Source organism: Ichthyobacterium seriolicida (assembly GCF_002369955.1).
GTDB classification, from domain to species: Bacteria; Bacteroidota; Bacteroidia; order Flavobacteriales; family Ichthyobacteriaceae; genus Ichthyobacterium; species Ichthyobacterium seriolicida.
Genome location: NZ_AP014564.1, coordinates 491,348 through 517,906, shown reverse-complemented (window position 1 = coordinate 517,906; position 26,559 = coordinate 491,348). Strand labels below are relative to the sequence as shown.

Annotated in this window: 15 protein-coding genes and 2 pseudogenes; 15 read left to right on the top strand and 2 right to left on the bottom strand. The window is 33.5% G+C overall.

Going from position 1 to position 26,559, the window contains the following annotated elements:
- Positions 1–3: 3 nt before the first annotated feature.
- The 11 genes from JBKA6_RS01955 (at position 4) to JBKA6_RS01905 (ending at position 13,334) form a co-directional block, all read left to right on the top strand.
- On the top strand, positions 4–426 hold the full coding sequence (locus JBKA6_RS01955; RefSeq protein ID WP_096687337.1) for a hotdog fold thioesterase: 423 nt from the start codon (positions 4–6) through the stop codon (positions 424–426).
- An 88-nt stretch (positions 427–514) separates the two neighbouring features.
- Positions 515–1,501, top strand: coding sequence for a chorismate-binding protein (locus tag JBKA6_RS01950; RefSeq protein WP_157776877.1), 987 nt, complete (start codon positions 515–517; stop codon positions 1,499–1,501).
- Positions 1,488–3,176, top strand: a complete 1,689-nt coding sequence (menD, locus tag JBKA6_RS01945; RefSeq protein ID WP_096685339.1) for a 2-succinyl-5-enolpyruvyl-6-hydroxy-3-cyclohexene-1-carboxylic-acid synthase — start codon at positions 1,488–1,490, stop codon at positions 3,174–3,176. Before JBKA6_RS01950 ends, menD begins: the two co-directional genes overlap by 14 nt.
- A 98-nt stretch (positions 3,177–3,274) precedes the next feature.
- Positions 3,275–3,553: a co-chaperone GroES gene (locus JBKA6_RS01940; RefSeq protein WP_096685337.1), complete on the top strand. Its 279-nt coding sequence runs from the start codon at positions 3,275–3,277 to the stop codon at positions 3,551–3,553.
- A 22-nt stretch (positions 3,554–3,575) separates the two neighbouring features.
- Positions 3,576–5,207, top strand: coding sequence for a chaperonin GroEL (gene groL / locus JBKA6_RS01935; protein ID WP_096685335.1), 1,632 nt, complete (start codon positions 3,576–3,578; stop codon positions 5,205–5,207).
- A gap of 257 nt (positions 5,208–5,464) precedes the next feature.
- Positions 5,465–6,340 (top strand): transcription antitermination protein NusB, encoded by an 876-nt coding sequence (locus JBKA6_RS01930; protein ID WP_172843092.1) that lies wholly within the window; start codon positions 5,465–5,467, stop codon positions 6,338–6,340.
- Positions 6,341–6,373: 33 nt separating this feature from the next.
- Positions 6,374–6,691, top strand: coding sequence for a preprotein translocase subunit YajC (gene yajC / locus JBKA6_RS01925; RefSeq protein ID WP_096685331.1), 318 nt, complete (start codon positions 6,374–6,376; stop codon positions 6,689–6,691).
- 76 nt (positions 6,692–6,767) lie between these two features.
- Positions 6,768–8,210: a family 20 glycosylhydrolase gene (locus tag JBKA6_RS01920; protein ID WP_172843091.1), complete on the top strand. Its 1,443-nt coding sequence runs from the start codon at positions 6,768–6,770 to the stop codon at positions 8,208–8,210.
- A gap of 84 nt (positions 8,211–8,294) precedes the next feature.
- Positions 8,295–9,302 carry a 2-oxoacid:ferredoxin oxidoreductase subunit beta gene (locus tag JBKA6_RS01915; RefSeq protein ID WP_262490687.1) on the top strand — a complete coding sequence of 336 codons (1,008 nt, stop codon included), beginning with the start codon at positions 8,295–8,297 and terminating at the stop codon, positions 9,300–9,302.
- 9 nt (positions 9,303–9,311) lie between these two features.
- Positions 9,312–11,207, top strand: coding sequence for an amidophosphoribosyltransferase (locus JBKA6_RS01910; protein WP_096685327.1), 1,896 nt, complete (start codon positions 9,312–9,314; stop codon positions 11,205–11,207).
- A 24-nt stretch (positions 11,208–11,231) separates the two neighbouring features.
- On the top strand, positions 11,232–13,334 hold the full coding sequence (locus JBKA6_RS01905) for a prolyl oligopeptidase family serine peptidase (protein WP_096685325.1): 2,103 nt from the start codon (positions 11,232–11,234) through the stop codon (positions 13,332–13,334).
- A gap of 477 nt (positions 13,335–13,811) precedes the next feature.
- On the opposite strand, the pseudogene JBKA6_RS07775 reads toward JBKA6_RS01905, so the two are convergent.
- Positions 13,812–14,891, bottom strand: a pseudogene (locus JBKA6_RS07775) (HpaII family restriction endonuclease).
- A gap of 63 nt (positions 14,892–14,954) precedes the next feature.
- Positions 14,955–15,983, bottom strand: coding sequence for a DNA cytosine methyltransferase (locus JBKA6_RS01890; protein ID WP_231952071.1), 1,029 nt, complete (start codon positions 15,981–15,983; stop codon positions 14,955–14,957).
- A 162-nt stretch (positions 15,984–16,145) separates the two neighbouring features.
- Here JBKA6_RS01890 and JBKA6_RS01885 point away from each other — a divergent pair.
- From JBKA6_RS01885 to JBKA6_RS01870, 4 genes and pseudogenes are all read left to right on the top strand, one after another.
- Positions 16,146–16,283 (top strand): annotated as a pseudogene (locus JBKA6_RS01885) (ATP-binding protein); the annotation flags it as partial.
- 493 nt (positions 16,284–16,776) lie between these two features.
- Positions 16,777–20,538, top strand: coding sequence for a DUF5018 domain-containing protein (locus tag JBKA6_RS01880; protein WP_096685317.1), 3,762 nt, complete (start codon positions 16,777–16,779; stop codon positions 20,536–20,538).
- 299 nt (positions 20,539–20,837) lie between these two features.
- Positions 20,838–23,348: a DUF5018 domain-containing protein gene (locus JBKA6_RS01875; RefSeq protein ID WP_096685316.1), complete on the top strand. Its 2,511-nt coding sequence runs from the start codon at positions 20,838–20,840 to the stop codon at positions 23,346–23,348.
- A gap of 240 nt (positions 23,349–23,588) precedes the next feature.
- The gene (locus JBKA6_RS01870; protein ID WP_096685314.1) at positions 23,589–26,474 is read left to right on the top strand and encodes a DUF5018 domain-containing protein; all 2,886 of its coding nucleotides are present in this window, start codon (positions 23,589–23,591) and stop codon (positions 26,472–26,474) included.
- Positions 26,475–26,559: the final 85 nt, after the last annotated feature.

Below are 26,559 nucleotides of genomic sequence, written 5' to 3'. Positions count from 1 at the left end.
ATGATGTCTAATTTCAATAAGATAGAGTACTTGAAATTCCTAAATAAACATTGTGAAAATACCCTTATGGAAGTATTAAACATAAAATACATAGACGTGGGGGATAATTTTCTAATTGCAGAGATGCCTGTGGATAAAAGAGTTCATCAACCCATGGGGTTTTTACACGGCGGAGCTACCATGGCGCTTGCAGAGAGTGTTGCAAGCGCTGCTTCTTTTGCCTTCATAAATATGGAAAAGCAGATGATAAAGGGCATAAGCATAAATGGAACACATATAAAAAGCATAAGAGAAGGAAAGGTTTTAGCCAGAGCAAATGCCATACACATAGGACGTTCTACTCACACTTTCGAAATTTTAGTGACAGATGAAAAAGGAGCACTCATCTCTCATTGTAAGTGTACTAATATGATTTTAAATCAATAATTAAAAGTTGATAAAAACTCATTACATACGAGATTTTTTTAAAAATCAACAAGCTTTTGTATGTTATAAAAGACCTGCTGAGGACTGGGTGAATATACTGTCACAAAATGATGGAAATCTTCACTCGGCAAATTTTAAAGAGAGAGGATTTATATTTTCTCCTTTTGAAAACGAAGAAATAAAAGAGAGTGTTTTTATAAGGAGAGATAATTTTTATGAGATATCTTTTGAGCATATCATATCAGAAGAAACAGAGCCTTGTCTTTTGAGAACAGATAATTCTACAACGACTCTCAAATCCGAGCATATTGAAAATATAAACAAGGCTATTGAACAAATAAAAAAAGGACATTTAACAAAAGTAGTACTCTCGAGGATTGAGGTCATAGATAGAGAATCTTTTTCAATTATAAATACCTTCAAAAAGTTACTTGTAAATTACACAAATGCTTTTGTTTACTTGTGGTATCATCCTAAAATAGGTCTTTGGATGGGGGCTTCTCCAGAGTTATTATTAAATATAAAAGACAAAATAATCACAACTGCGTCTATAGCTGGAACAACAAAGGCTGTTGGAGATGAAGTCGTATGGAGCGATAAAGAAATAGATGAACAAAAAATAGTGACCTCTTATATAGAAAATATCTTGAGTATAAATAAGATAAACGATATAAGAATCCTTCCTTTGGAGAACGCTAGAATTGGAAATATTTCTCATATAAAAAACGTTATAACAGGAGTTTTAGATGACAATTCTACATTAGAAAAATTACTTTCAAATTTACATCCTACTCCTGCTGTATGTGGGGTAAGTAAAGATAAGAGTATACATTTTATATTGAAAAATGAAAGGCATAAGCGATCTTTTTATTCTGGCTTTTTAGGAGAGATAAATATTTTAGATCGAGCAAATATCTTTGTAAATCTCCGGTGCATGGAAATATGCCATAACGATCTGATATTGTATGCGGGAGGGGGAATAATTATACACAGCATTCCAGAGGATGAATGGTTAGAAACAGAAAACAAGTTGGATATCACAAAAGATATGATGGTTTTTTATGACGAAAAATAGTATTGTTCACTCTAGTATAGAGATAGTCCAGGGCATTTCGCATGTACTAGAAAAAAAAAAAATAGACCAAATAGTTATCTCTCCTGGCTCTCGCAACGCTCCTTTAATTATAGAGTTTTCTAAAAACTCTTTTTTTCAGACATTCAGTGTAGTAGACGAGAGGTGCGCTGCTTTTTTTGCTTTAGGCATGGCGCAAAAGTCGAATATACCATCGGTTTTGGTATGCACTTCGGGATCTGCTATTTTGAATTACTATCCGGCTATTGCAGAGTCCTTCTACCAAAAAACACCTTTGATAGTCATATCAGCAGATAGACCAGAAATCTTGATTGATAGAGGTCATGGCCAAACCATAAGACAAAAAAATGTGTTTTACAATCACATAGCAAAGAGTATACATATACCAGAGGTGTATTCTCAAGAGCACTACCTGATGATAGATGAAATCGTAAATATTGCCATAGAAAAAGAGCAACCTGTACATATAAATCTACCATTTGATGAACCCTTGTATAAGACAACATCCAAATTGTGTATTAACCCTCAATCGTCTAATTATAAAAAAAAGGAAAGAGTCTTAGACCTAAAAGATCTAAATCAAATGAGAGAGCAGTGGGAAAGAGCTGCTAGCAAAATTATCTTAATAGGTCAGTTAACATCTAAAAACCCTGAGTTAGAAAGAGAGATAGATAGAATATCACAAGATCCTTCAGTTATTATATTTACCGAGACTACATCTAATATATACGGAAACAACTTATTCCCTAGCATAGATAAAATAATAAACACTGTAAATATTGAGACCCTAAATAATCTCAGACCAGATATTTTATTAACCCTTGGCGGAGCTGTAATATCTAAGAAAATAAAGGCTTTTTTTATAAAAAACAAACCTGGTGAACATTGGCATATAGGTCATGAAAGTACAGACACATATTTTTGTTTATCAAAATTTATAGACACAAAAGCTGAACTTTTTTTTAAAAATTTCAGACCTAAAAAAAACAATAATAGCAACTACTTTGATTTTTGGAATACTATAAAAATTCAGAGAAATCTCAGACATGATAAATATTTAAAAAAAAGTGTTTTTTCCGATTTAAAAGCTCTCTCTTGTGTATTAGAGGCCATTCCTGACAATACCTGTTTGCACGTTGGTAACAGCTCTATTATAAGGTATGTACAACTTTTCAATATTAAAAGGAGTTTATCTGTTTTTTGCAATAGAGGTACAAGCGGCATAGAGGGAAGCACCAGCACTGCTATAGGCGCTGCCTGTGTATCTAAAGAAGATGTAAGCCTTATATCTGGAGACATTAGTTTTTTTTACGACAGTAATGCTCTGTGGAATAATTACGTCCCCTGTTCTTTTAGGTTGATTGTAATAAACAATGGAGGTGGGGGTATTTTCAGGATTTTAGACGAATCTAAAAGCTTAGATTCTTTGGAGTTATTTTTTGAAACCAAACACAATCTCACGGCTAAACACTTAGCTAGAATGTATAATTGGAATTATCTAAAAGCTGAAAACACACCGGAATTACAAAGGCAATTATCTAATTTTTACCAAAAATCTGATTCTCCGTGTATTTTAGAAGTTTTCACTCCTAGGCTAGAGAATGCTGAAGTTTTAAAAGATTATTTTGATTTTTTGAAATATGACAAACTGTCATGAGATATTTCTTTTGATTAAAGGAAAAGGTTAAATGTAATTTGGCATATTTTTTGCCTTAGCTTGGTTTAAAGCTTAAACAAATTTAAAAATTCTAAATTATGACAAAAATAAATGTTAAGCCCTTAGCTGATAGGGTATTAGTAGAGCCAGCTCTTGCTGAGACAAAAACGGCTTCAGGTCTTATAATCCCTGATACAGCAAAAGAAAAACCTCAAAAAGGAACTGTGGTTGCTGTGGGGGATGGTAAAAAAGATGAGCCTCTAACGGTAAAGGTAGGAGATGTGGTTCTCTATGGAAAATACGGAGGGACAGAGTTGAAATTAGAAGATAAAGACTATTTAATTATGCGTGAGTCTGAAATTTTAGCAATCATTTAAATATAAAAAAAAAGAAATCAAAATGGCAAAAGAAATAAAGTTTGATGTTGAAGCTAGAGAAAAACTTAAAAAGGGAGTTGACGCCCTTAGTAACGCTGTAAAAGTTACTTTAGGACCGAAGGGTAGGAATGTGGTAGCAGAGCGTTCTTTTGGATCTCCACATGTAACCAAAGATGGTGTTTCAGTTGCAAAAGAAATAGAATTAGAAGATCCTATAGAAAACATGGGCGCTCAGATGGTAAAAGAGGTTTCTTCTAAAACTAGTGATTTAGCAGGAGATGGAACTACTACAGCGACTGTTTTAGCTCAATCTATAGTGAATACTGGGTTGAAGAACGTAGCTGCAGGAGCTAATCCAATGGATCTAAAAAGAGGTATAGATAAAGCTGTTGAGGCTATATCTAAAGATTTGGACAAACAATCAAAAGAAATCATAGGTTCTTTTGAAGAGATACAACAAGTGGCTTCTATTTCTGCAAATAATGATTTGGCTATAGGTTCTCTAATAGCTGAATCTATGAAAAAAGTAGGAACTGATGGAGTTATAACAGTAGAAGAAGCAAAGGGAACTAGCACTACAGTAGAAGTGGTAGAGGGAATGCAGTTCGACAGAGGTTATATCTCTCCTTATTTCGTAACCAATTCGGATAAGATGCAAGCCGAACTAGATAATCCATATATCTTATTGTACGACAAGAAAGTGTCTTCTATGAAGGATTTACTTCCTATTTTGGAAGCAGTAGCACAATCGGGCAAACCTCTATTGATAATAGCAGAAGATGTAGACGGCGAGGCTCTAACTACTTTAGTTGTCAACAGAATAAGAGGATCTCTAAAGATAGCAGCGGTTAAATCCCCTGGTTTCGGTGATAGGAGAAAAGAGATGTTAGAAGACATAGCTATACTTACTGGCGGGACTGTAGTTTCAGAAGAGAGAGGATTTACATTAGATAAGGCTACTATAGAAATGCTTGGAACAGCTGAAAAAGTGACTATAGACAAGGATAATACTATCATAGTAAACGGATCTGGAGATGAAAAAGCTATCAAAGGCAGGGTAGGTCAGATAAAAACTCAAATAGAGAATACTACTTCCGATTACGATAAGGAGAAACTACAAGAGCGTTTGGCAAAATTATCTGGCGGGGTAGCTGTTCTTTACGTAGGCGCTGCATCTGAGATAGAGATGAAAGAGAAAAAGGATCGTGTTGATGACGCTTTACACGCTACTCGTGCCGCTGTAGAGGAGGGCATTGTAGCTGGAGGTGGAGTAGCTCTACTAAGAGCAAAACACGTTTTAAAAGATCTTTCATTAGAAAATGAGGATGAAAAAACAGGGGTTCAAATTATTGAAAGAGCTATTGAAGAACCACTTAGACAGATCGTATCTAATGCTGGGTTGGAAGGTTCTGTAATCGTTTCTAAGGTCCTTGAAGGAAAAGAAGACTTTGGATTTGACGCTAAGACAGAAGAGTATGTAAATATGTTTAAAGCGGGAATTATAGATCCGAAAAAAGTTACTAGAATAGCATTGGAAAATGCGGCTTCTGTAGCTGGTATGATTCTAACTACAGAATGTACTATAACTAGCATAAAAGAGAATAAGGCAGATTCTATGCCACCTCAAATGGGAGGCATGCCTGGAATGATGTAATCACTTTTTAATAATGCTTTTAAAAGCCTCGTTAACATGACGGGGCTTTTTTATTCATTTGGATGAATATTTTATACTGAGTTGTTCTTTTTAAGTTCTATGGAATTTAAATTGACATTTTATTTTTAATTATATAGCATTTATCGCTTTATGATCTATTTGGCACTTAAAATGCTAAATTTGCATTTTACAAAGAGGTATTTTTCTTTTCGGGTTAACTTTAGATGATAAATAGGAGGCATATCAGGATTAAAGTCATGCAATGCTTGTATGCTTTTTTTAAATCTGGTTTGAATATAGACCATAAGCACAAGGCTCTAAATGAATTGATAAAGAGCATAGATGGAATAATTGATTTACATATTATCCTTTTGGATTTTGTGTTAACTCTCAAAAAAAAAGCTCTTTCTCAGTTAGAAGTACATAAAAATAGAAACTTCCCTTTAAAAGAAGAAATAGATAGATTAGAAATATTTGTAAAAAACCCCCTTTTTAACCTAATAGAAATACAAATTGATACTGAGCAATTATCCAATTTGGAAAGTGTGTGTTGGCAAGATAATGATCAGTTTGTAAAAAAAGTGTTTAACAACATAAAAGAATCTCAATTATATAGAGATTACACTTCTAATTCTCTATTAGATTTCGATTCTCACAAGGCTTTCATTGTAGATTTATTTGTCAATTACATAGCGCCTGAGGAGAGTATTCACGATTTTTTAGAAGACGTTAACAAGCATTGGGCTAGCGATGTCTGTATGGCAAACACTTTGATTTTAAATGCGTTTAAGGGGATAAAAAACGACTCTAAAAAATTACCTTCTGTGTATATAAGTTCTTCGGATAGAGATTTTGGAGAGGCTTTGTTTTTTACAACGTTGGATAATTACCATAAAAATATAGATAGGATAAAACCTTTTTTAAAGAATTGGGATATAGATAGATTATCTTCTTTAGATCTCATAATTATACAAATGTCTTTGTGTGAATTTTCACATTTTTCTGATATCCCTATTTCAGTTACTATAAATGAATATATAGAGATATCTAAGGAATACTCCTATGACAAGAGCAGGGTATTCATAAATGGAATTTTATTTGAATTACAAAAGGGTATTGTCAAAGACAGTTAAATAAATAATGATAAACGTCAAAAAATAAATAATATGAATTTAGTTATACTTCAATCTGTTTCAAACGGGATGGCCAATCCTCTTATAATGTTTGGTTTGATCTTTTTAGTACTGTACTTTTTTATGATTAGGCCACAGGCTAAAAAGCAAAAAAAGGAAAAGAAATTTCAAAACGAATTGAATAAAGGCACTAAAGTCGTGACTCATTCTGGGATGCACGGAAAGATATCGGAAGTAAATGACACTACATGTGTTATAGATACGGGTTCTGGAAAAGTTGTATTTGAAAAAAATGCTATTTCAGCAGAGCTCAGTTTAGCTCGTACTCCTGTTGTAGATAAAAAACAGTAGTATCTATTACTTTTTTAAGTTAAAAAAACGTCAAAAAAACGTCAAAAAAACATTAATAGTATTTGAAACAATGTCGATGAAAAGAATCTCATTTTCACTTCTATTGTGTTTAATCATTTCTCCATTAGTAAAAGCACAGGGTATTGTGCCCAATCCTGTGAAGATACAGAGCAAGGGTGATCGTTTTGTTTTTTCTTCTATCAATATACATGTGGGGAATTTTAATTCTAGAAACGGTGATATATTAGTAGATGCTCTTGTGCGTAGAGGGTTAAAAGCTAGGGTTATAGCTGATAAAAAATCAGCTAATGTGTTGCTATTGATAGATGAAAATATAGATAGTCTAAAACACGAAGGTTATGTATTGGATATATCTAAACACAGAGTAACAATAAAGGCTTCGAACACAAAGGGAATTCTCTATGGAATGAATAGTTTCTTACAATTATTAGATAATAAAGATGTTCCTATTCCTTGCGTTTATATAGAAGATGAGCCTAGATTTAAGTGGAGAGCCTTTATGATAGAGAATAATTTTAGATTTAGAGAATTATCTCAAATACGAAATATCTTAGATAAGATGTCTTTGTATAAAATGAATGTCTTTTATTGGGATATTACCACTTTTGATGGATTAGGTATAGAATTGCAAAAATATTCTTCCTTGAGAAAGAAGAATACCACAAAGTTCTATTCTCACAGAGATATTAAAGAGATTCTAGAATACGCGGAGGTTTTGGGTATTACCATAATACCCGTTATAGATATTTATCGCATTATTTTTGAGGTTAATCAGCACGATTTGCTAAAAGATAGAGATAAAAATATCTCTAATGCTATTAAATCTTGTTTTTCTAGTATAATTAAAGAAAACAAACTATGTGATTTTGTTGAAGAGATTTTTATTGAAACTATAAAATTATTTCCTTCGCCTGTGGTTCACATAACCAACAACAAAATAGATTACAGTGTATATGAAAAATATAAGAGTATAGACTCCTTAGTTTATCAAGACAACAAAAAAAAACAGTATTCTTTGGTAGATGTAAACTTGATTAACAAGGTATCTAAATTAATAGAGAAGCACGACCGTCGTATGTCTATAAACAGCAGTATTTTCAAAAACTATGACGAAAACAACAACGTGGATATTATTTTGGATAGTATAAAAAACCTATCTGGTAATATTGTGGTACACCTCTCTAAAGAGCACATCAATTTTCTAACAGATTTTCTCAGTAAGGGTTGTGATGTAATTTTAGACAATGAATATTCTAACTTAGACTATACTTTTTTGAGTTTAAACCATATATATAATTCTGACTTATCTCTGGGTGATAATAGGTTAAAAAAGATATTAGGTTTATCTCTTCATTTCTTAGAAGATCAGAATGAAATTAAAAGAGATTTTAAGGGAGATATATTAACGTTTTTAGGCCTTTATTCAGAGTTGAATTGGACCTATAAGCATAGAAAAAATTATAATACCTTTGTCAAAAGGCTTGGAGTTAGGGGCTAAAGATGATTTGTCTGATCGAAAAGTTCACAAGAGAAAAATACCTATTAAAAGTTCTCAAACGACATTTCATGAATTTATATAAAGTTGGATCGTAAAGATTTCATTTCGGATGTAAGTGTAAAATGGTGTCCTGGTTGTGGGGATTATTCTATACTCAAACAAATGCAATCTGTTTTGCCAGATTTAGGTCTCAAAAAAGAAAATATAGTTTTTGTCTCTGGAATAGGTTGTTCTTCTCGTTTCCCATATTATATGAACACTTATGGGTTACACGGCATTCACGGCCGAGCTACAGCTATATCTACAGGGTTAAAAATCGCCAATCCAGATCTGAGCGTTTGGATTATAACCGGTGACGGGGATAGCTTATCTATAGGAACTAATCACCTAATACATCTGTTTAGGAGGAATTTGGACGTAAATATACTCTTGTTTAACAATGAGATATACGGTCTTACCAAGGGGCAATATTCTCCTACTTCCAGAGTGGGGTTAAAGACTAAATCTTCTCCCTTGGGGACTATAGAAAAACCTTTTAATCCCATCTCTTTAGCCTTGGGTTCCGGTTCTACCTTTATAGCTAGAGGTATAGATAAAGATCCAAAAAAGCTTAAAGAACTCTTTAAGCAATCTCACCTACACAAGGGCACCTCTTTTTTAGAGATATATCAAAATTGTATCATTTTCAACGATGGTGCTTTTGATAAATTCACAGATAGAGAGCAAAAGAACGATAGTATAATATTTTTAGAACATGGACAACCTTTGCTATTTGGTAAAGGGGGAGACAAAGGCATAATATTAGACGGACTTAGTCCTAAAATAGTGGAATTAGACAAAGGGCATTATAGTCTAGATGATTTATGGGTGCACGACGAAAGAGATAAGGTCAAGGCTAGTATATTGGCTAATGTTTTTGATGAGTATACATTGGATAATGTTTTACCTACTCCCTTTGGGGTAGTGTATCGGGAGGATAGGCCCTGTTATGAAGATGACTTATCTATTCAGATAGAAGAATCTATTGACGAACTCGGTAAAGGAGATTTAGATAAGTTGTTAAAAGGAAATAAAAATTGGTATATAAATTAGTGATATTCTATGAGCGATAATATAAAGCACGAATGCGGTATAGCCTTGGCTAGATTTTTTAAGCCCTTATCTTATTATAGGGAGAAATATCAGACGTGTTTTTACGGAATAAAAAAGATGAATCTCCTCATGGGCAAACAGCACAATAGGGGTCAAGATGGAGCTGGTATTGCAGGGATAAAGCTAAATGTTAACCCTGGTGATAGATATATATATAGAACTCGTAGTAATTCTGAATCCCCTATAAAAGGGGTATTTGATACTGTTTATAAAGAAATAGATAAAATCTTGTCAAAAAATCCAGATAAGATAAACGACGTAAACTGGTTAGAGGCTAATATTCCATCTCTTTGTCATATGTATTTGGGGCATATTAGATATGGAACTTTTGGCAATAATGATTTGGATAGTGTTCATCCTTTTTTAAGAGAGAATAATTGGAAAACTCGTAATATAGTCATAGGAGGTAATTTTAATATGACAAATGTTTCAGAGTTGTTTAAAACTTTGGTTGAAATAGGTCAATATCCTAAGAAAAAAAGCGATACGGTTACTATTATGGAAAACATAGGTCATTTTTTAGATGAAGAAAATGATTTCATATACCAAAAGTATAAAGGTTCTAATACGAAGAAAGAAATTTCTTCCATTATCTCGCGAGAGATGGATGTAGAAAGAGTTTTGAAAAGAGCTTCAAAAAAATGGGATGGAGGTTATGTAATAGCAGGTATGTTTGGTCATGGAGATTCTTTTGTTATGAGAGATCCCAATGGAATAAGACCAGCCTATTACTACAGAGATGAAGAGATGGTAGTAGTAGCTTCTGAACGTCCAGCTATACAGACGGCTTTTGGTCTTCCTTTTGAAAAGATAGAGGAATTACCTAGGGGTAGTGCCATTATCATCAAAGAAAATAATGAAGTATATATAACCGAGATAAAAAAGCCTGAAGAACATAAGGCTTGTTCTTTCGAAAGAATATATTTTTCTAGGGGAAATGATGGAGAAATATATAAAGAGAGAAAATCTTTAGGAAAGAGACTTTTGCCTCAAACTTTAAAAAGTATAGATTCAGATGTAGGAAACACTATCTTCTCTTATATCCCCAATACTTCTGAGGTGGCTTTTTTGGGAATGATAGAAGGCGTAAATGACTATTTGAACGAGTGGAAAAGGTCAGAGATTTTAAAGTTATCAGATTTAAAGAATACAGAGAAGATAGATGATATTTTAAAAATCAAGCCTCGTGTAGAAAAAATAGCCATTAAAGACGCCAAATTGAGATCTTTTATAACACAAGACATCGGTAGAAAGGAAATGGTAGCGCATATATACGATACCACTTATGGAGTGGTTGACAACACAAATAATCTAGTGGTATTAGATGACAGCATAGTTAGGGGCACGACTTTGAGAAACAGTATAATTAAAATACTAGACAAGTTAAATCCTAAAAAGATAATTATCCTTTCTTCTGCTCCACAAATAAGATATCCTGATTGTTACGGAATAGATATGGCTAAATTAGAAGATTTCGTCGCTTTTAGAGCTGCTGTAAAACTATTGGAAGAAAACGGTCAATCCTCTTTATTAAAAGATGTTTATGACAAGTGTCTAGAGCAAGTAGACTTACCTGATTGTGAAATTATCAATTATGTAAAAAAGGTTTACGAACCATTTTCTGTAGATCAGATTTCATCTAAGATAGCCGAATTGATTTCTTATAATGGCATTAAAGCAAAGGTGGAAGTTATATACCAAACTATAGATAATCTTCATGAAGCCTGTCCTCACAATAGAGGGGATTGGTATTTTACTGGTGATTATCCCACTCCTGGGGGCAATAGAGTGGTAAACAGATCCTTTATAAATTTTATAGAACGAAAAAACGAAAGAGCGTATTAAAAAACACCAATAAAAAATCAAATCATGAAAAAAATAATATTCGTAATTATGTCGAGTTTAGTTATATCGTGTAACGATTCTATGGATGATTTTGCTATAATTTATCCAGAGACAAAAAAAGTTGACAGCGTGGATATTTACTTTGGCACTGAAGTAAGGGACCCGTATAGGTGGCTTGAAGATGATAGATCTAAAGAGACCAAAGAGTGGATAAAAAAACAGAATAAACTGACCTTTGATTATCTAGAGAGGGTGCCATACAGAGGAGCTATAAGAGAGCGTTTGAAAAAATTGCGAGACTACGAGAAGGTGACCATGCTCCAAAATAAAAGAGGATATACTTATTATTATAAGAATCATGAAGTTCTGTATCGTAGTAAAGATGGAGAATCAGAAGTTTTTTTAGATCCTAATACTCTTTCTAATGACGGCACTATTTCACTTTCTAAAACGGGTTTTTCTAGAGACGGGAAGTTTTTAGCTTATTCTATTTCTGAAGGGGGAAGTGATTGGGAAAAAATATTGGTTATGAATACTATTTCCAAGACTTCAGTAGGAGATACAATATCTAATGTGAAATTTGGACTTATCTCTTGGAAAGGAAATGAAGGATTTTTTTATTCTAGTTATGATGCTCCACAACAGAGTAAGATGTCTGCTAAGACAGATTCTCATAAGTTATACTATCACAAATTAGGAACAAAACAAGCAGAGGATGTTCTAGTATTTGGATTAGAAACTAAGCGGCGTTATGTCTATGGCCGAGTTACAGATGATGATAGATACCTGATTATATCGGCTTCTAATAGTACTTCTGGAAATGAGTTATACCTCTTAGATCTAGACAAAAGAGATTCTAAATTAATCACTTTAGTAGATGATTTTAACAATGACCACGTAGTCATTGATAACGAGGGATCTAAATTATATGTTTTGACTAATTTCAATTCTCCTAACAATAAATTAGTGACAATTGATATAAAAAATCCTGATAAGAAAAATTGGATTGATATTATACCAGAAGATAAATATTCTATGGAAGTTTCTAGTGGAGGAGGATATTTTTTTGCTCATTATATCAAAGATGTCATTTCGGTAGTTAAACAATATGATTATTCTGGCAAATACATTAGAGATATAGATCTTCCAGATTTGGGAACTGTAACGGGTTTTGAAGGTGAAAAAAATGATAAAGAATTGTATTTTACGTTTACTAATTACACGGTCCCTTCGACTGTTTATTCTTTTGATATCAAAAGTGGCGATTCGAATTTGTATAAAAGACCCGAGGTCAATTTCGATGTCAATGACTATGAATCTAAGCAAGTTTTTTATACTTCAAAAGACAAGACTAAGGTTCCTATGACTATAGTATATAAAAAGGGAATAGAGCTAAACGGTAAAAATCCAACTATTTTGTATGGATATGGTGGATTTAATATTAGCCTGAGGCCTTCTTTTAGGGCATTTTATCTGCTTTGGTTAGATCTTGGAGGTGTTTATGCTATACCTAATTTAAGGGGAGGAGGAGAATATGGTAAACAATGGCATATAGCAGGAACGAAAATGAATAAGCAAAATGTTTTTGATGACTTTATTTCTGCGGCAGAATATTTGATAAGAGAAAAGTATACTTCCAAAGATTTTTTAGCTATTGAAGGTAGATCTAATGGAGGTTTGTTAGTTGGTTCTGTTCTGACTCAGCGTCCTGATTTGATGCGTGTGGCTCTTCCTGGAGTTGGTGTTTTAGACATGTTGAGATATCATGTATTTACCTCTGGTGAAGGATGGGCATATGATTTTGGGACCTCAGAAGATAGCCAAGAGATGTTTAAATACTTGAAAAAATATTCTCCTTTGCACAATGTAAGAAAAGATATTAATTATCCATCTGTTCTAGTTACTACAGGGGATCACGATGACAGGGTAGTTCCTGCACATTCTTTTAAATTTATTTCAGAATTACAAGAAAAACACAAAGGTTCGAATCCTGTCTTTATAAGGGTAGGGATAAATGTAGGGCACGGTAAAGGCAAGCCTATGTCAAAACTAATAGATGAATATGCCGATATATACAGTTTTACTCTTTTTAATATGGGCATTAAAACACAAGGCTTTTTAAAGTAAGACCTTTTTTAATTTTAGCTCGAAATATTTGAGTAGTATACTATGGAGAGCATGTTAAATATTAGTCTAAAATCCTGATCTTTTTCAGCATCTTGACTTATATAAAAGTTGTTTTTTCAAGACTCATTTTAGTATTTATCTAATCGAACTCAGGCTGATAATAATTTGTATTACTTAACCTGGATTATTCATGGTCATATTTCAACATTTGATATGAGGTGTTAATTTTAAAGGGTTTTAACCAAATCTAGACCACTTTAGATATTCCCCAAAAATGAGGAATAAAAACACATTGTTTATAACCTGAGTTAGATTGATAATTACTTGGAAATACTGGATAAAAAACGATAGATTTAACCTTAAAAAGTCATATGACTATGAATAATCCGGGTTAAGCTAGGTTTAACACGAAGCTTAATCAATTCACTCTTTGTTTCTTTCATACTTATTGTTTAACAATAAATACTTTGAAATGTACTAAGAGGTGAATCTAATTTGAAGATTTAGTTTTAGGAAGATATCGGTTCCTTCTCTGTAAAGAACCCCGAAACCATGTTTGGAGGTACTAGGTGTTTCCGTTTTTAGGTTATGGAACAGGTAGTTTTCAAACTCATTCTTATCGAAAATGTGATATGATAATATCTCTCCATCCTTCTTAACTACAAGATATCCAGCAGTTGAATCTATTTGTCCCGTCCAGACCTTACCTGGAATCATTCCCAATGCACAATCAGTCAAAAATCGTTTAACCTTGTATTCGTAGAAGTTATGAGCATGCTGAGTATCAAACCCAATAGGATTGTCATCCCTTAAGTCGGCAACAATATCAGTCAGTCTTGTTGAATTACCAGTAAAGTGAGCATAAACCATATAGCCTACTATTGCTGGCAGTAAGCTGTCTATTAGAACTAAGTTATTACCAAATGTACTTTTATCTGGTCTCTCATAATCTACACTACCTCCAAGATTGATGATAGCGTTGATTCTGTCTCTCACCTTACTCCTAGTATTAATATTGTTAATTCTATTAATATCAGCATCAGTTAATGCAACATTGTTAACCTTATAGATAAAATTGGTACTACTGCTTGCATTTAGAAAAGTAGATGTGTTTCCTAACTGAGACTTAATCGAGAATCCCAGTTAATGCTGTAAGTTTGTTCTGATATCATGAATAGCTATCTCGATGTCAGACTTCACAGTAGATTTGGATCTGATTGAAAAGCACCCAATTGAGCTGATGAAGTTTTCTGTTCTAGTTAAAGCAAAAGCGCCCGACCTATTTTTAATCTCTTCGAGCATCCATTCGGATTCATCTAGAAACTTTTGTTTATCTAATCTAATAATTTCATCATCACCATGAATGATGACAACCTCACTATTATCTACTTCAAATTTTAACTTGTTCTGTGTCTCTGTTCGGATAACCCTAACAATTGGATAGAAGAAATTAGAAACTCTTTGTAGATGAAAGTCTCCTTTATATAATCTCCCTTCACCTAATAATTTCAAGAGTACATATATCTCACTCCATTCTCCTTTATTACCTGTTAACATATATTATCATGTTTATCATCTGTTCACTAACAACCTTGATAGCTATTACCTGCTTGATAGCTATTACCTTTTAGCATATATTATCATGTTTATCATCTGTTCACTAACAACCTTGATAGCTGGAATAGCAACGGAATTACCAAATTGCTTGTAAGCTTGAGCGTCACTAACTTCAATCTTAAACTTATCTGGAAAGCCTTGAAGTCTAGCCCATTCCCTCGGAGTCATTCTCCTAATTCCTTCGGTATTTACATTACCTTTAATGTTAGTTACTGGCTTGAAGTTACTCAACCTATCATCGAAAACTAAATTCCTTTCTCTACCCATTCCACCACCAACAATTGCATTGGCTACTTCATCATCTCTAATGATGGCAAATCCGAATCCATTTCCTTTAGATTCATGCCTTGAACGGTGGTTCCTTAGCGTTTCTAAGTAGACATCACTCAGATAATATTTTACACTGACTTCATTTTCCTCTTTAATACTCTTGAAACTCGTAGTTTTATTTGAACCATTAGGATACTCAAATTGATTTATGTTGAGTGATTTATGAAATCCTACTATGAATATACGTTCCCTATTTTGAGGAACACCAAAGTGCTTAGCGTTCTTAACTTCTGGATCTGGCACATAGTATCCTAGGTCTTCTCTTAACACTCTAAGTATTGTCGATAATGTTTTTCCTCGTTTATGGTTTTGAAGTCCTTTTACATTTTCTAAGAAGAATGCCTTAGGTTGCTTTTCTTTGATTATTCTGGCAACATCGAAAAACAAGGTTCCCCTTGTATCCTCAAATCCACCTCTTTTACCAGCGATCGAAAAAGCCTGACAAGGAAATCCAGCACATAGGATGTCATGGTCTGGAATATTCTTCTCATGAATCTTAGTTATATCACCAGCTGGTCTATCTCCAAAGTTAACTTCATATGAGTCTTGTGCGTACTTATCGATTTCAGAAGTAAAAACACATTTTCCTCCTAAAGACTGCAATGCGATTCTGAACCCACCTATACCAGCAAACAAGTCTATGAACTTGAATTTTGGCTTCTTTGGTGACTTAAATGGTATTTGTTTCGTACTAATTGACATCTGACAAATTTCAGAAATAATATTCGTATTTATCCATAATCCTTTGATTTTGATGCTAAAGATTATACTCTGAAATAGAAATCGCCCCCAACAAAACTTCCTTTGGAGCATGATATCTTAACATATATGTAATTTTTAAAGTATACCTCCCTTTTATGTAATGTAAGGGATATAGCATTAGTAGGTAGAGGAAGTTATCCACAGCCAGGCGAAATACCATTAGCTCACAATGGATTTCTCTTTTTAGACGAGTTGCCAGAATTTAAAAGAAGTGTCTTAGAAGTTATGAGACAGCCCCTTTTTAATTTTTGGTATTTAACGCTACATTTTAGTTTCCTTTTAAAAGGAAGTTGTTTTTTCATACTGCCTTTTTTCAAAGATTGTGTGCCAAAGCATGTAATTCAATTGTATTTTTTTTGTTCATAGATTTTCTCCATTCTTTGTCCCATAGGACACATAGTAATCCTCTTGTTCATTATAATGAATATTATCCTGGATTATTCATGGTTATATTTCAATATCTGATATGAGACGTTAATTTTAAAGGGATTTACCGAAATATAGACCACTTTAGATATTCCCCAAAAATGATGAATAAAAATACATTGTTTATAACCTGAGTTAGAGTGATAATTACTTAAAAATAATTCTAATTAAAAGTTTTACTACTATCTTAGCTGAAACATTTAATTTTTTGTCTTTAGGGGAAAGAATTAGGGTAAAATTTGTGGTTAATGCTTTAATATTCAAGTTGATTGACAGGTTGTAATTAATTATTTTTTTTAAAAAAAACATGAAGACATTTTCTTTTGTGAAGAGTATAACTTTCTCTTTTGTGTTGTTATCTGTGTTTATTTTTTCTTGTGAAAAGAATAAAGGTTATGATAATAATTTAGATATAGGAGTAGGCATAGAGTCTATTTCCCTAATTGAATCTGAAAACCCTGAAAAAGGATTAGTTTCTGATATAACATGTGATATAGATACTGCTGAGTATACTGTATCATTAACAGTTCCTCATTCGGCTATTTTAACTGGATTGAAGTTTGATATAAAACTCTCTGAAGGATATAGCATATCACCTGCTAGTGGAGATGAAGTTAATTTTGAACTTGAAGAATCTTCTGAGGAGTCTTCAGAAACACCTTCTCTTCAACGTTATAAAAAAGTTTTTACTTTAACAGCTAAAGATGGAACTGCTAAGGAATACAAAGTATATATAACCAAAGGTTCATCTAATGAATGCGCTATTAGTTCATTTAAATTTATTAATGATGAAAAAAATAATGGTAAGGGTCTTGTAAAAGACATAACTGGAATTATAATAAAGTCAGAAAGTGGAGAAGCTACCATATCATTAATAGTTCCAAATATTGCTGATTTAGCAGATCTTAAGCCTACTATAGAGATAAGTTCTGGAGCTACGGTTAGTCCAGCAAATGAAGAAGCTAAAACTTTTACATCTGGTTCAGAAGAGGAATATACTGTAACAGCTCAAGATGGTACAACAAAAACTTATAAAGTAACTGTAACTAAGGAAGAAGGACCAAAATTAGAAAGCTTTAAAATACCAGCTGATAATAATAAGGGTATTAGAGATGAGGTAACTGCTACATTTGAGCATGAGCAAGGGTCTGCTACGGGTAAAATTTTGTTAAATATTCCTTATACAGGAACTACTATTACTTTAACAGGATTAACACCTACTATAACTTTTCCTGAAGGGTGTACTGTAAATTCAGCTAGTGGTGCACCAGTAACTGGAGAGATTAGCAGCGTTACATTTACTTTAACAAAAACTGATACAGGTTCCCAAAGAGTTTATACTGTTGAGGCAGTCAAAGGACCTTCTATTGGTAAGTTTGAGTTTAAAACAGGTTCTAATAGCGGGAATGGCATAACTACTGATATAAGCGCTACAAGTATTAATCACGATACTGGAGCTATAGCTATAACCATTCCTAGCACTGTAAACTTAAATCAAAATCTAACACCTACAATTGAAGTTGAAAGTGGTGTTACTGTTGATCCATTAAGTGAAACTCCTCTTACTTTTACCGCAAATACCCCTGTTCAATATAAAGTTTCAACTAATGGTATAGAAAAAACTTATGAAGTAACTGTAACTAAAGAAGCAGCGCCTAGATTGACAAAGTTTGAAATAGCAGCTAATAATGGAAAAGGTATTAAAGAAAAAGTTGAAGCTACATTAACTCATGCTGAAGACTCTGACACTGGCACTATATTACTGAAATTTCCTAAGGATATGGATACGGAGATCTCTTTAACAGAATTAACACCTACTATAGGGGTTCCTACTGGTTGTAGTGTAGATGCACCTAGCAGCCAAGCGGTATCAGGAGAGATTAGTGGTAAAACATTTACTCTAACAACCACTTTAGGCTCTACAAGAACTTATACTGTTGAGGCAGTTAAAGGGCCGTTTATTAGCTCTTTTAAATTTGAAACTACTAGTGGTGGGAGTGCTAATACGGGTATAAGTACCACTGTAAATGGAGTTATTAATCACGTTAACAATACCATAACTATAACGGTTCCAAGTACGGTAGATTTAGCCAATACACAGTTAACACCTACAATTACACTAATAAATGGCAGTATTGATCCTGCCCCTTCTGCGAGGCTTTTTAATAATAATCAAACTATTCAGTATACAGTAAAAAATTCTACTTATACATCGTTTGCTAAAACTTACACAGTAACTGTAACTAAAGAAGCAGCGCCACAATTGACAGAGTTTAAAATAGCAGCTAAAACTAGCCAAGGTATTGCAAGTGAGGTTCAAGCTACATTAACTCATGCTGAAGGATCTGACACTGGCACTATATTGCTGAAGTTTCCTAAGGATATGGATACAGATATCTCTTTAACAGGATTAATGCCTACTATCACTCTTCCTGATGGTTGTAGTGTAGATCCACCTAGCGGCCAAGCAGTATCTGGAGAAATTGGAATGGCTAATAATAATACAGTTACTCTAACGAGTGCTTTGGGTTCTAAAAGAGTTTATACTATAACAATAGTTAAAGGGCCGTTTATTAAGTCGTTTAAGTTTGGGACTGCTAGTAGTGGAACTAATACAGGTATAAGTACCACTGTAAATGGAGTTATTAGTCACGCTAACAATACCATAGCTATAACAGTTCCTAGTGGTGTCACTTTATCTAGTTTAACTCCTACAATTACATTAGGAGATGATAGTACTTCTACTGTTGAACCTGCTGCTTCTGTTAGGCCCTTCAGCAGTAACCAGGCTGTTGTATATACGGTAAAAAATTCTACTTATACAGACTTTAGTAAAGTCTATACCGTAACTGTAACTAAAGAAGTGGCGCCAAAATTGACAGGTTTCACTATAACAGCTAATCCAACAAATGGTATTCAAAATGATGTGACTGCTGAATTAACTTATGATGATGCCGATAACGCCGCTACTGGAACAATAAAGTTGAAGTTTGAACATAAAGTTGCTGGCTATAGCAATGAAATTGTTTTAACAGGATTAACGCCTACCATAACTTATCCTAATGGTTATAGTATAGATCATACTAGTGGTACAGAAGTATCTGAAAGTATTCATGAGAAAACATTCACTTTAACAACCACTTTAGGTTCTAAAAGAATTTATACTGTACAGGCAGTTAAAGGGCCATTTATTAAGTTGTTTAAGTTTGGTACTGCTAATAGTGGCACTAATACAGGCATAAACACCGAAGTGACAGGACAAATTAACCATGAAAATAATACCATAGCTATAACAGTTCCTGGTTCTGTTAAGAAGATTTCAAGTGGTGAAAATAAAGTAACTCTAACTCCTACAATTGAGTTGGGAGGAGATGATACTACTGCTGTTCAACCTGCTAGTGCGCAATCTCAGCAGTTTACTATCGATACCGCTCTTAATTATACAGTAACAGGCAAAGATGGGATGAAAAAGATTTATGATGTTACAGTAACTAGAACAAAATCAAATCTAACTCAGATTACATCATTTACAATTGATTCTAATAGTGGTAATATTACAGAGACTGTTTCTGGAGCTGCAGATAATAAAGGTAGAATAGTTGTGCCTGTGTCTAGCCCTCTAACAGGAGCAAAAACTCCTACTATATTAAAATCAGATTATGCTACTATAACTTCTCCAAGTGGAGCTGAAACTTTTTCTTATGAAAATCCTGTTACATATACAGTAACAGCTGAGGATAATAGTACAACAAAGAGTTATGATGTGTATGTATATGATTCTACTAAGGTTATAGTTACTGATAGTTTGAAACTAACAAGTAATGGCGCTGATATCACTCCAGATTCTAAGAATATTGATGCAAATGCCAGAGTTATAAGTATTACTGTGCCTACAGGTACTGATCTTAGTAATTTAACACTTAGTTTGGATAGTAGTAGTTCTTATACTCTAGATCCTACTGGGGAACAAAACTTTTCTAATGAAACAGAAGTAAAATATACTCTTAAAGAGAGTGGCAGCAGTAATGCTGTAGGTCATTATTGGGTTAAGATAGCGGTTGCTGAATAAGCTGCGAAATAAATAATTTCTGTACTTATTCAACTCTAAAAAAAAACAGTCAGTCAGGTTATTATGGCTGTCTGTTTTTATTTTTTATTGGCCGCATAATATTTACTACTATCTTAGCTAGGATATTTGATTCTTTGTCTTTAGGGGAAAGAATTAGGCTAAAATTTGTCGTTAATGCTTTGATATTCAAAGTGATTGACAGGTTGTAATTAATTATTTTAAAAAAAACATGAAGACATTTTCTTTTGTGAAGAGTATAATTTTCTCTTTTGTGTTGTTATCTGTGTTTATTTTTTCTTGTGAAAAAGAATAAAGGTTATGATAATAATTTAGGTATAGGAGTAGGCATAGAATCTATTTCCCTAATTGAATCTGAAAACCCTGAAAAAGGATTAGTTTCTGATATAACATGTGATATAGATACTGCTGATTATACTGTATCATTAACAGTTCCTCATTCAGCTATTTTAACTGGATTAAAGTTTGATATAAAACTTTCTGAAGGATATAGCATATCACCTGCTAGTGGAGATGAAGTTAATTTTGAACTTGAAGAATCTTCTGAGGAGTCTTCAGAAACACCTTCTCCTAAACGTTATAAAAAAGTTTTTACTTTAACAGCTAAAGATGGAACTGCTAAGGAATACAAAGTATATATAACCAAAGGTTCATCTAATGAATGCGTTATTAGTTCATTTAAATTTATTAATGAAAAAAATAATGGTAAGAACCTTGTAAAAGACATAACGGAAACTATAACAGAGTCAGAAAGCGGCAATACTATCTCGTTAACAGTTCCAAATATTGCTGATTTAACAGGTCTTAAGCCTACTATAGAGATAAGTTCTGGTGCTAGAGTTAGTCCAGCAAATGAAGAAGCCAAAACTTTTACATCTGGCTCAGAAGTCGAATATACTGTAACAGCTCAGGATGGCACAACAAAAACTTACAAAGTTACTGTAACTAAAGAATTGGCGCCAAAATTGACAGGGTTCAATGTAACAGCTAATCCAACAAATGGTATTCAAAATAACATTGAAGCTGAATTAACTCATACTGAAGACTCTAATACTGGGATTATATTGTTAAAACTCCCTAAGGATAGGGATACGGATATCTCTTTAACAGGATTAACACCTACTATAGAAGTTCCTACTGGTTGTACTGTAAGTCCAGAAAGTGGTAAAGCAGTATCTGGAGATATTAGCAGCGCCAGATTTACTCTAACAAAAACTGATACAGGTTCTACAAGAACTTATACTGTACAGGCAGTTAAAGGGCCTTATATTAGTTCTTTTAAATTTGAAACTGGTAGTGTCGTGAGTGCTAATACGGGTATAAGTACCACTGTAAATGGAGTTATTAATCACGCTAATAATAATATAACAGTAATAGTTCCTAATACGGTAAACTTAGGTCAAACTATAACTCCTACAATTGAAGCTGAAAGTGGTGTTACTGTTGTCCCTTCTACTGGAATTCCTCAGACCTTTAATGAAAATACTCCTGTTCAATATAAAGTAACATCTAATGGTATAGAAAAGACTTATGAAGTAACTGTAACTAAAGAATTGGCGCCAAAATTGACAAAGTTCGAAATAGCGGCTAAGTCTGAAAACGGTATTAAAGATAAAGTTGAAGCTACATTAACTCATGATGGTGCCGATAACGCCGCTACTGGAACAATAAAGTTGAAGTTTGAACATAAAGTTGCTACTCATCACAATGATATTGATTTGACAGGATTAACGCCTACTATCGAGCCTAATACTGGTGGATATACTGTAAATCCAGCTAGTGGTGCAGCAGTAACTGGAGATATTAGTACTTCTGGCAGTAATACAGTTACTCTAACAACTGCTTTAGGTTCTAAAAGAGTTTATACTGTTGAAGCAGTTAAAGGACCTTATATTAGTTCTTTTAAATTTGAAACTACTAGTGGTGTGAGTACTAATACGGGTATAGACACCGAAGTGACAGGACAAATTAACCATGAAAATAATACCATAGCCTTAACGGTACCTGCTTCAGTGAAGAAAGATGGTCAGAATAAAGTAACTCTAACTCCTACAATTGAGTTTAGAGGAGACGCTACTCTGAATATTCAGCCTGCTAGTGGAAATTCTCAGGAGTTTACATCTGGCGAAGCTGTTCAGTATATAGTGACAGGTAAAGAAGGGATGCAAAAGACTTATGATGTTACAGTAACTAGAACACCTTCAACTGAAGCTGTAATTAAATCATTTGAAATAGAATCAGGACATTCAGGTAACATTTCAGAGATTGGCACTGATGATAAAGGAAGAATAGTTGTGCCTGTGACTACTGCTCCAGCAAACACAACTCCTGATATAACACAATCAGATTATGCTACTATAACTTCTCCAACTACTGGAGCTCAATCATTTACTTATGATAATCCAGTTACATATACAGTAACATCTGAGGATACTAAAACACAAAAAACTTATGAAATTTACATATATGATAAAGCTAAAACTATAACTGATAGTGATACTTTGAAAGTAACAAAATCTGATGGTACTGAGATTACTCCAAGTTCTAAAGTTATTACTGAGAATAGCAGAGTTATAACTGTTACTGTTCCTTCTAGTACTACTGATGATGAATTAAAGACATTAACACTTACTTTGACTAGTGCTTCTTCTGGGCTTAGCATAGAGCCTATTGGCGCTCAAGATTTCTCTGGTGGAGCAGAAGTAAAATATACTCTTAAAGAGAGTAGCAGCAGCAATGCTGTAGGTCATTATTGGGTTAAGATAGCGGTTGCTGAACCAGCTGCGAAATAAATAATTTCCGTACTTATTCAACTCTAAAAAAACAGACAGTCAATTATTATGGCTGTCTGTTTTGTTTTTTCTGTATTTATTATTACTTAAAAATAATTCTAATTTAGAATTTTACTACTATCTTAGCTAAGATATTTAATTCTTTGTCTTTAGGGGAAAGAATTAGGTTAAAATTTGTGGTTAATGCTTTGATATTCAAAGTGATTGACAGGTTGTAATTAATTATTTTTTTAAAAAAACATGAAGATATTTTCTCTTATGAAGAGTATTATTTTCTCTTTTGTGTTGTTATCTGTATTTATTTTTTCTTGTGAAAAGAATAAAGTTTATGATAATAATTTAGGTATAGCTGCAGGCGTAGAGTCTATTTCCCTAATTGAATCTGAAAATCCTGAAAAGGGATTAGGATCTGATATAACATGTGATATAGATACTGCTGAGTATACTGTATCGTTAACGGTTCCTCATTCGGCTATTTTGACGGGATTAAAGTTTGATATAAAACTCTCTGAAGGATATAGCATATCACCTGCTAGTGGAGATGAAGTTGATTTTGAACTTGAAGAGTCTTCTGAGGAAGAAGCTGCTACTGATGAGATTTCTGAGGAATCTGCTAAAAAACCTTCTCCTCAACGTTATAAAAAAGTATTTACTGTAACAAAGGGTGATAAGTCTCAAGAGTATACTGTTTATATAACTAAAGAATCAGCACCGAAGTTGACTGAGTTTAAAATATCAGCTGATACTATTAAAGGAATAAAAACAGAGATATCTGCTGTTATAACTGATGACACTGACACTGCAACAGGCAAGATTTTATTAAAAATTCCTTATACAGGGACTGCTATTAATTTAACTGAACTAGCCGTTGCTGTTACCATTCCAGATAATCACACTTTAGATCCAGTTGCTGGGACAATATCTGGAGATATTAATGGAAAAGAATTCACTTTGAAAACTATTTTAGGTTCTAAAAGAGTTTACACTGTTGAAGCAGTTAAAGGGCCTTACATTAGTACCTTTAAATTTCCAGCATCAAATTCTGGGGTAACTACTGAAGTAACAGGAAATATAGATCACACTGCTGGCACTATAACTGTAACAGTTCCTAATGGTGTAACTTTATCTAGTTTAACTCCTACAATCGAAGAGGGAGGGAACACGCAAACTGATTTTACTCCCTCTGGTCAGACAGATTTTGATTCTAATGTTGAGTATACAGTAACGTCTTCTAATCCTTCAGTTACTGATTTTACTAAAGTATATACAGTTTCTGTAACTCAAAACGCTGAACCTCAGATACAGAGTTTTACATTTAGTGATAGTTCTAATACTGGTAAAAATATTGGAAATAGTGTAGACGTTACAATTAATCATAACTCTGGGAATAACGTAGGAGAGATAATCGTTAAAGTTCCTCATAATGTAGAGATTGGTGATTTAACTCCAACTGTTACAGCTAACACTTCTGCTTTAGCTGGCACTCAAGTATATAAAGGGGCAACTGGTACTGATGATGCTAATTCTAGCAATAATTTTACAGATTCTCACAATACTCCTAAAGAATACAGTGCAGTAGGTCCTGCTGGAGGAAGAAAGGTTTATAATGTAAAGGTTTATAAAGAGCCAGCTATAAAAAGCTTTAAGTTTGAACAGGGTCAGAATTCAGGAGTTGATGGGTTCCCTACTAGTAGCCCAACTGAATATGACGGCTCAGTTTCAGGCGACAATATAAGTGTTTTAGTTGCTAATACAGTTAACGTAACTAATTTAAAAGCTTCTATTACTGGGGATAATATTAATGCTACTAATCCTATAGATATAACTTTTACCCCTACTAGTGATTCTGCTTCTTCTTATTCTGCAACTATTACAGTTCAGAATGAACATTTATCTAGTTTTACTAAAACCTATACAGTTAATTTAACTAAAGAGTCTGCGCCACAGTTAACAGGGTTTACAATAACTACTGATACCAGTAAAGGTATAGCAGAAAATTCTGTAACTACTACATTTGAGCATCCTGATAGTGATGGAAAGGGTGGAAAGATAAAGTTGAAGTTTCCTAAGAATAATGAGCATGAATTTAATTTAGCGGGGTTAAGTTATACTAGCACCGCCAGTACAGTAGTTGCTTTAACTCCTGCTAATGAAATATCGGAAGATATCACTACTGGGAATAGTAAAATTACTCTAACAACTACTCTAGGTTCTACCTCAGAGTATACTTTAACAGCAGTTAAGGGGCCTTATATCAGTAGTTTTAAATTTGAAACTGCTAGTAGTGGCATTAATACAGGTATAAGTAGTGAAATAAGTGCAACAAGTATTAACCACAATACTGGAGCTATAGCTATAACAGTTCCTGGTTCTGTTAAGAAGATTTCAAGTGGTGAAAATAAAGTAACTCTAACTCCTACAATTGAATTTGGAGGAGATGCTACTACTATTGTTTCTCCTAATACTAGAGTTTCTCAGGAGTTTACATCTGGCGTAGCTAAAAGCTATAAAGTAACAGGTGCAGATGGAATGACAAAAACTTATGATGTTACAGTAACCAGAACACCTTCAGCTGAAGCACAGATTACAAAATTTGAAATAGAATCAGGGCAATCAGGTAGTATTTCAGAGACTGTTTCTGGAGCTACAGATAATAAAGGCAGAATAGTTGTGCCTGTGACGGCTGCAGTCACTAAGGCTCCCAGTATAATACAGTCAGATTATGCTATTGTAACTCCAGCAGATGCTCAAGCATTTATTTATGATGCTCCAAAGGAGTACACAGTAAGAGCTGAGGATAATACTGCAACGAAGACTTATGAAGTATACATATATGATTCTAATAATGTTATAGTTCCTGATAGTTTGAAAGTAGCAAATGGCAGTACTGAGATTACTCCAAGTTCTAAAGTTATTACTGAGAATAGCAGAGTTATAACTATTACTGTGCCTACAAGTACTGATCTTAATAATTTAATACTTAGTTTAACCGATACTTCTAATCTTAGTATAGCTCCTACTGATGGGCAAGATTTTTCTGCGGGAAAGGAAGTAAAGTATAAACTTACTGAAACTAGTGGCAGTGTAGTGGGGCATTATTGGGTTAAAGTTCAAACGGGTAGTTAGTAAATAAATTCCAATTATACTTATTCAACCTAAACAGTCAGTCAGGTTATTATGGCTGTCTGTTTTTATTTTTTTATTGACCAAC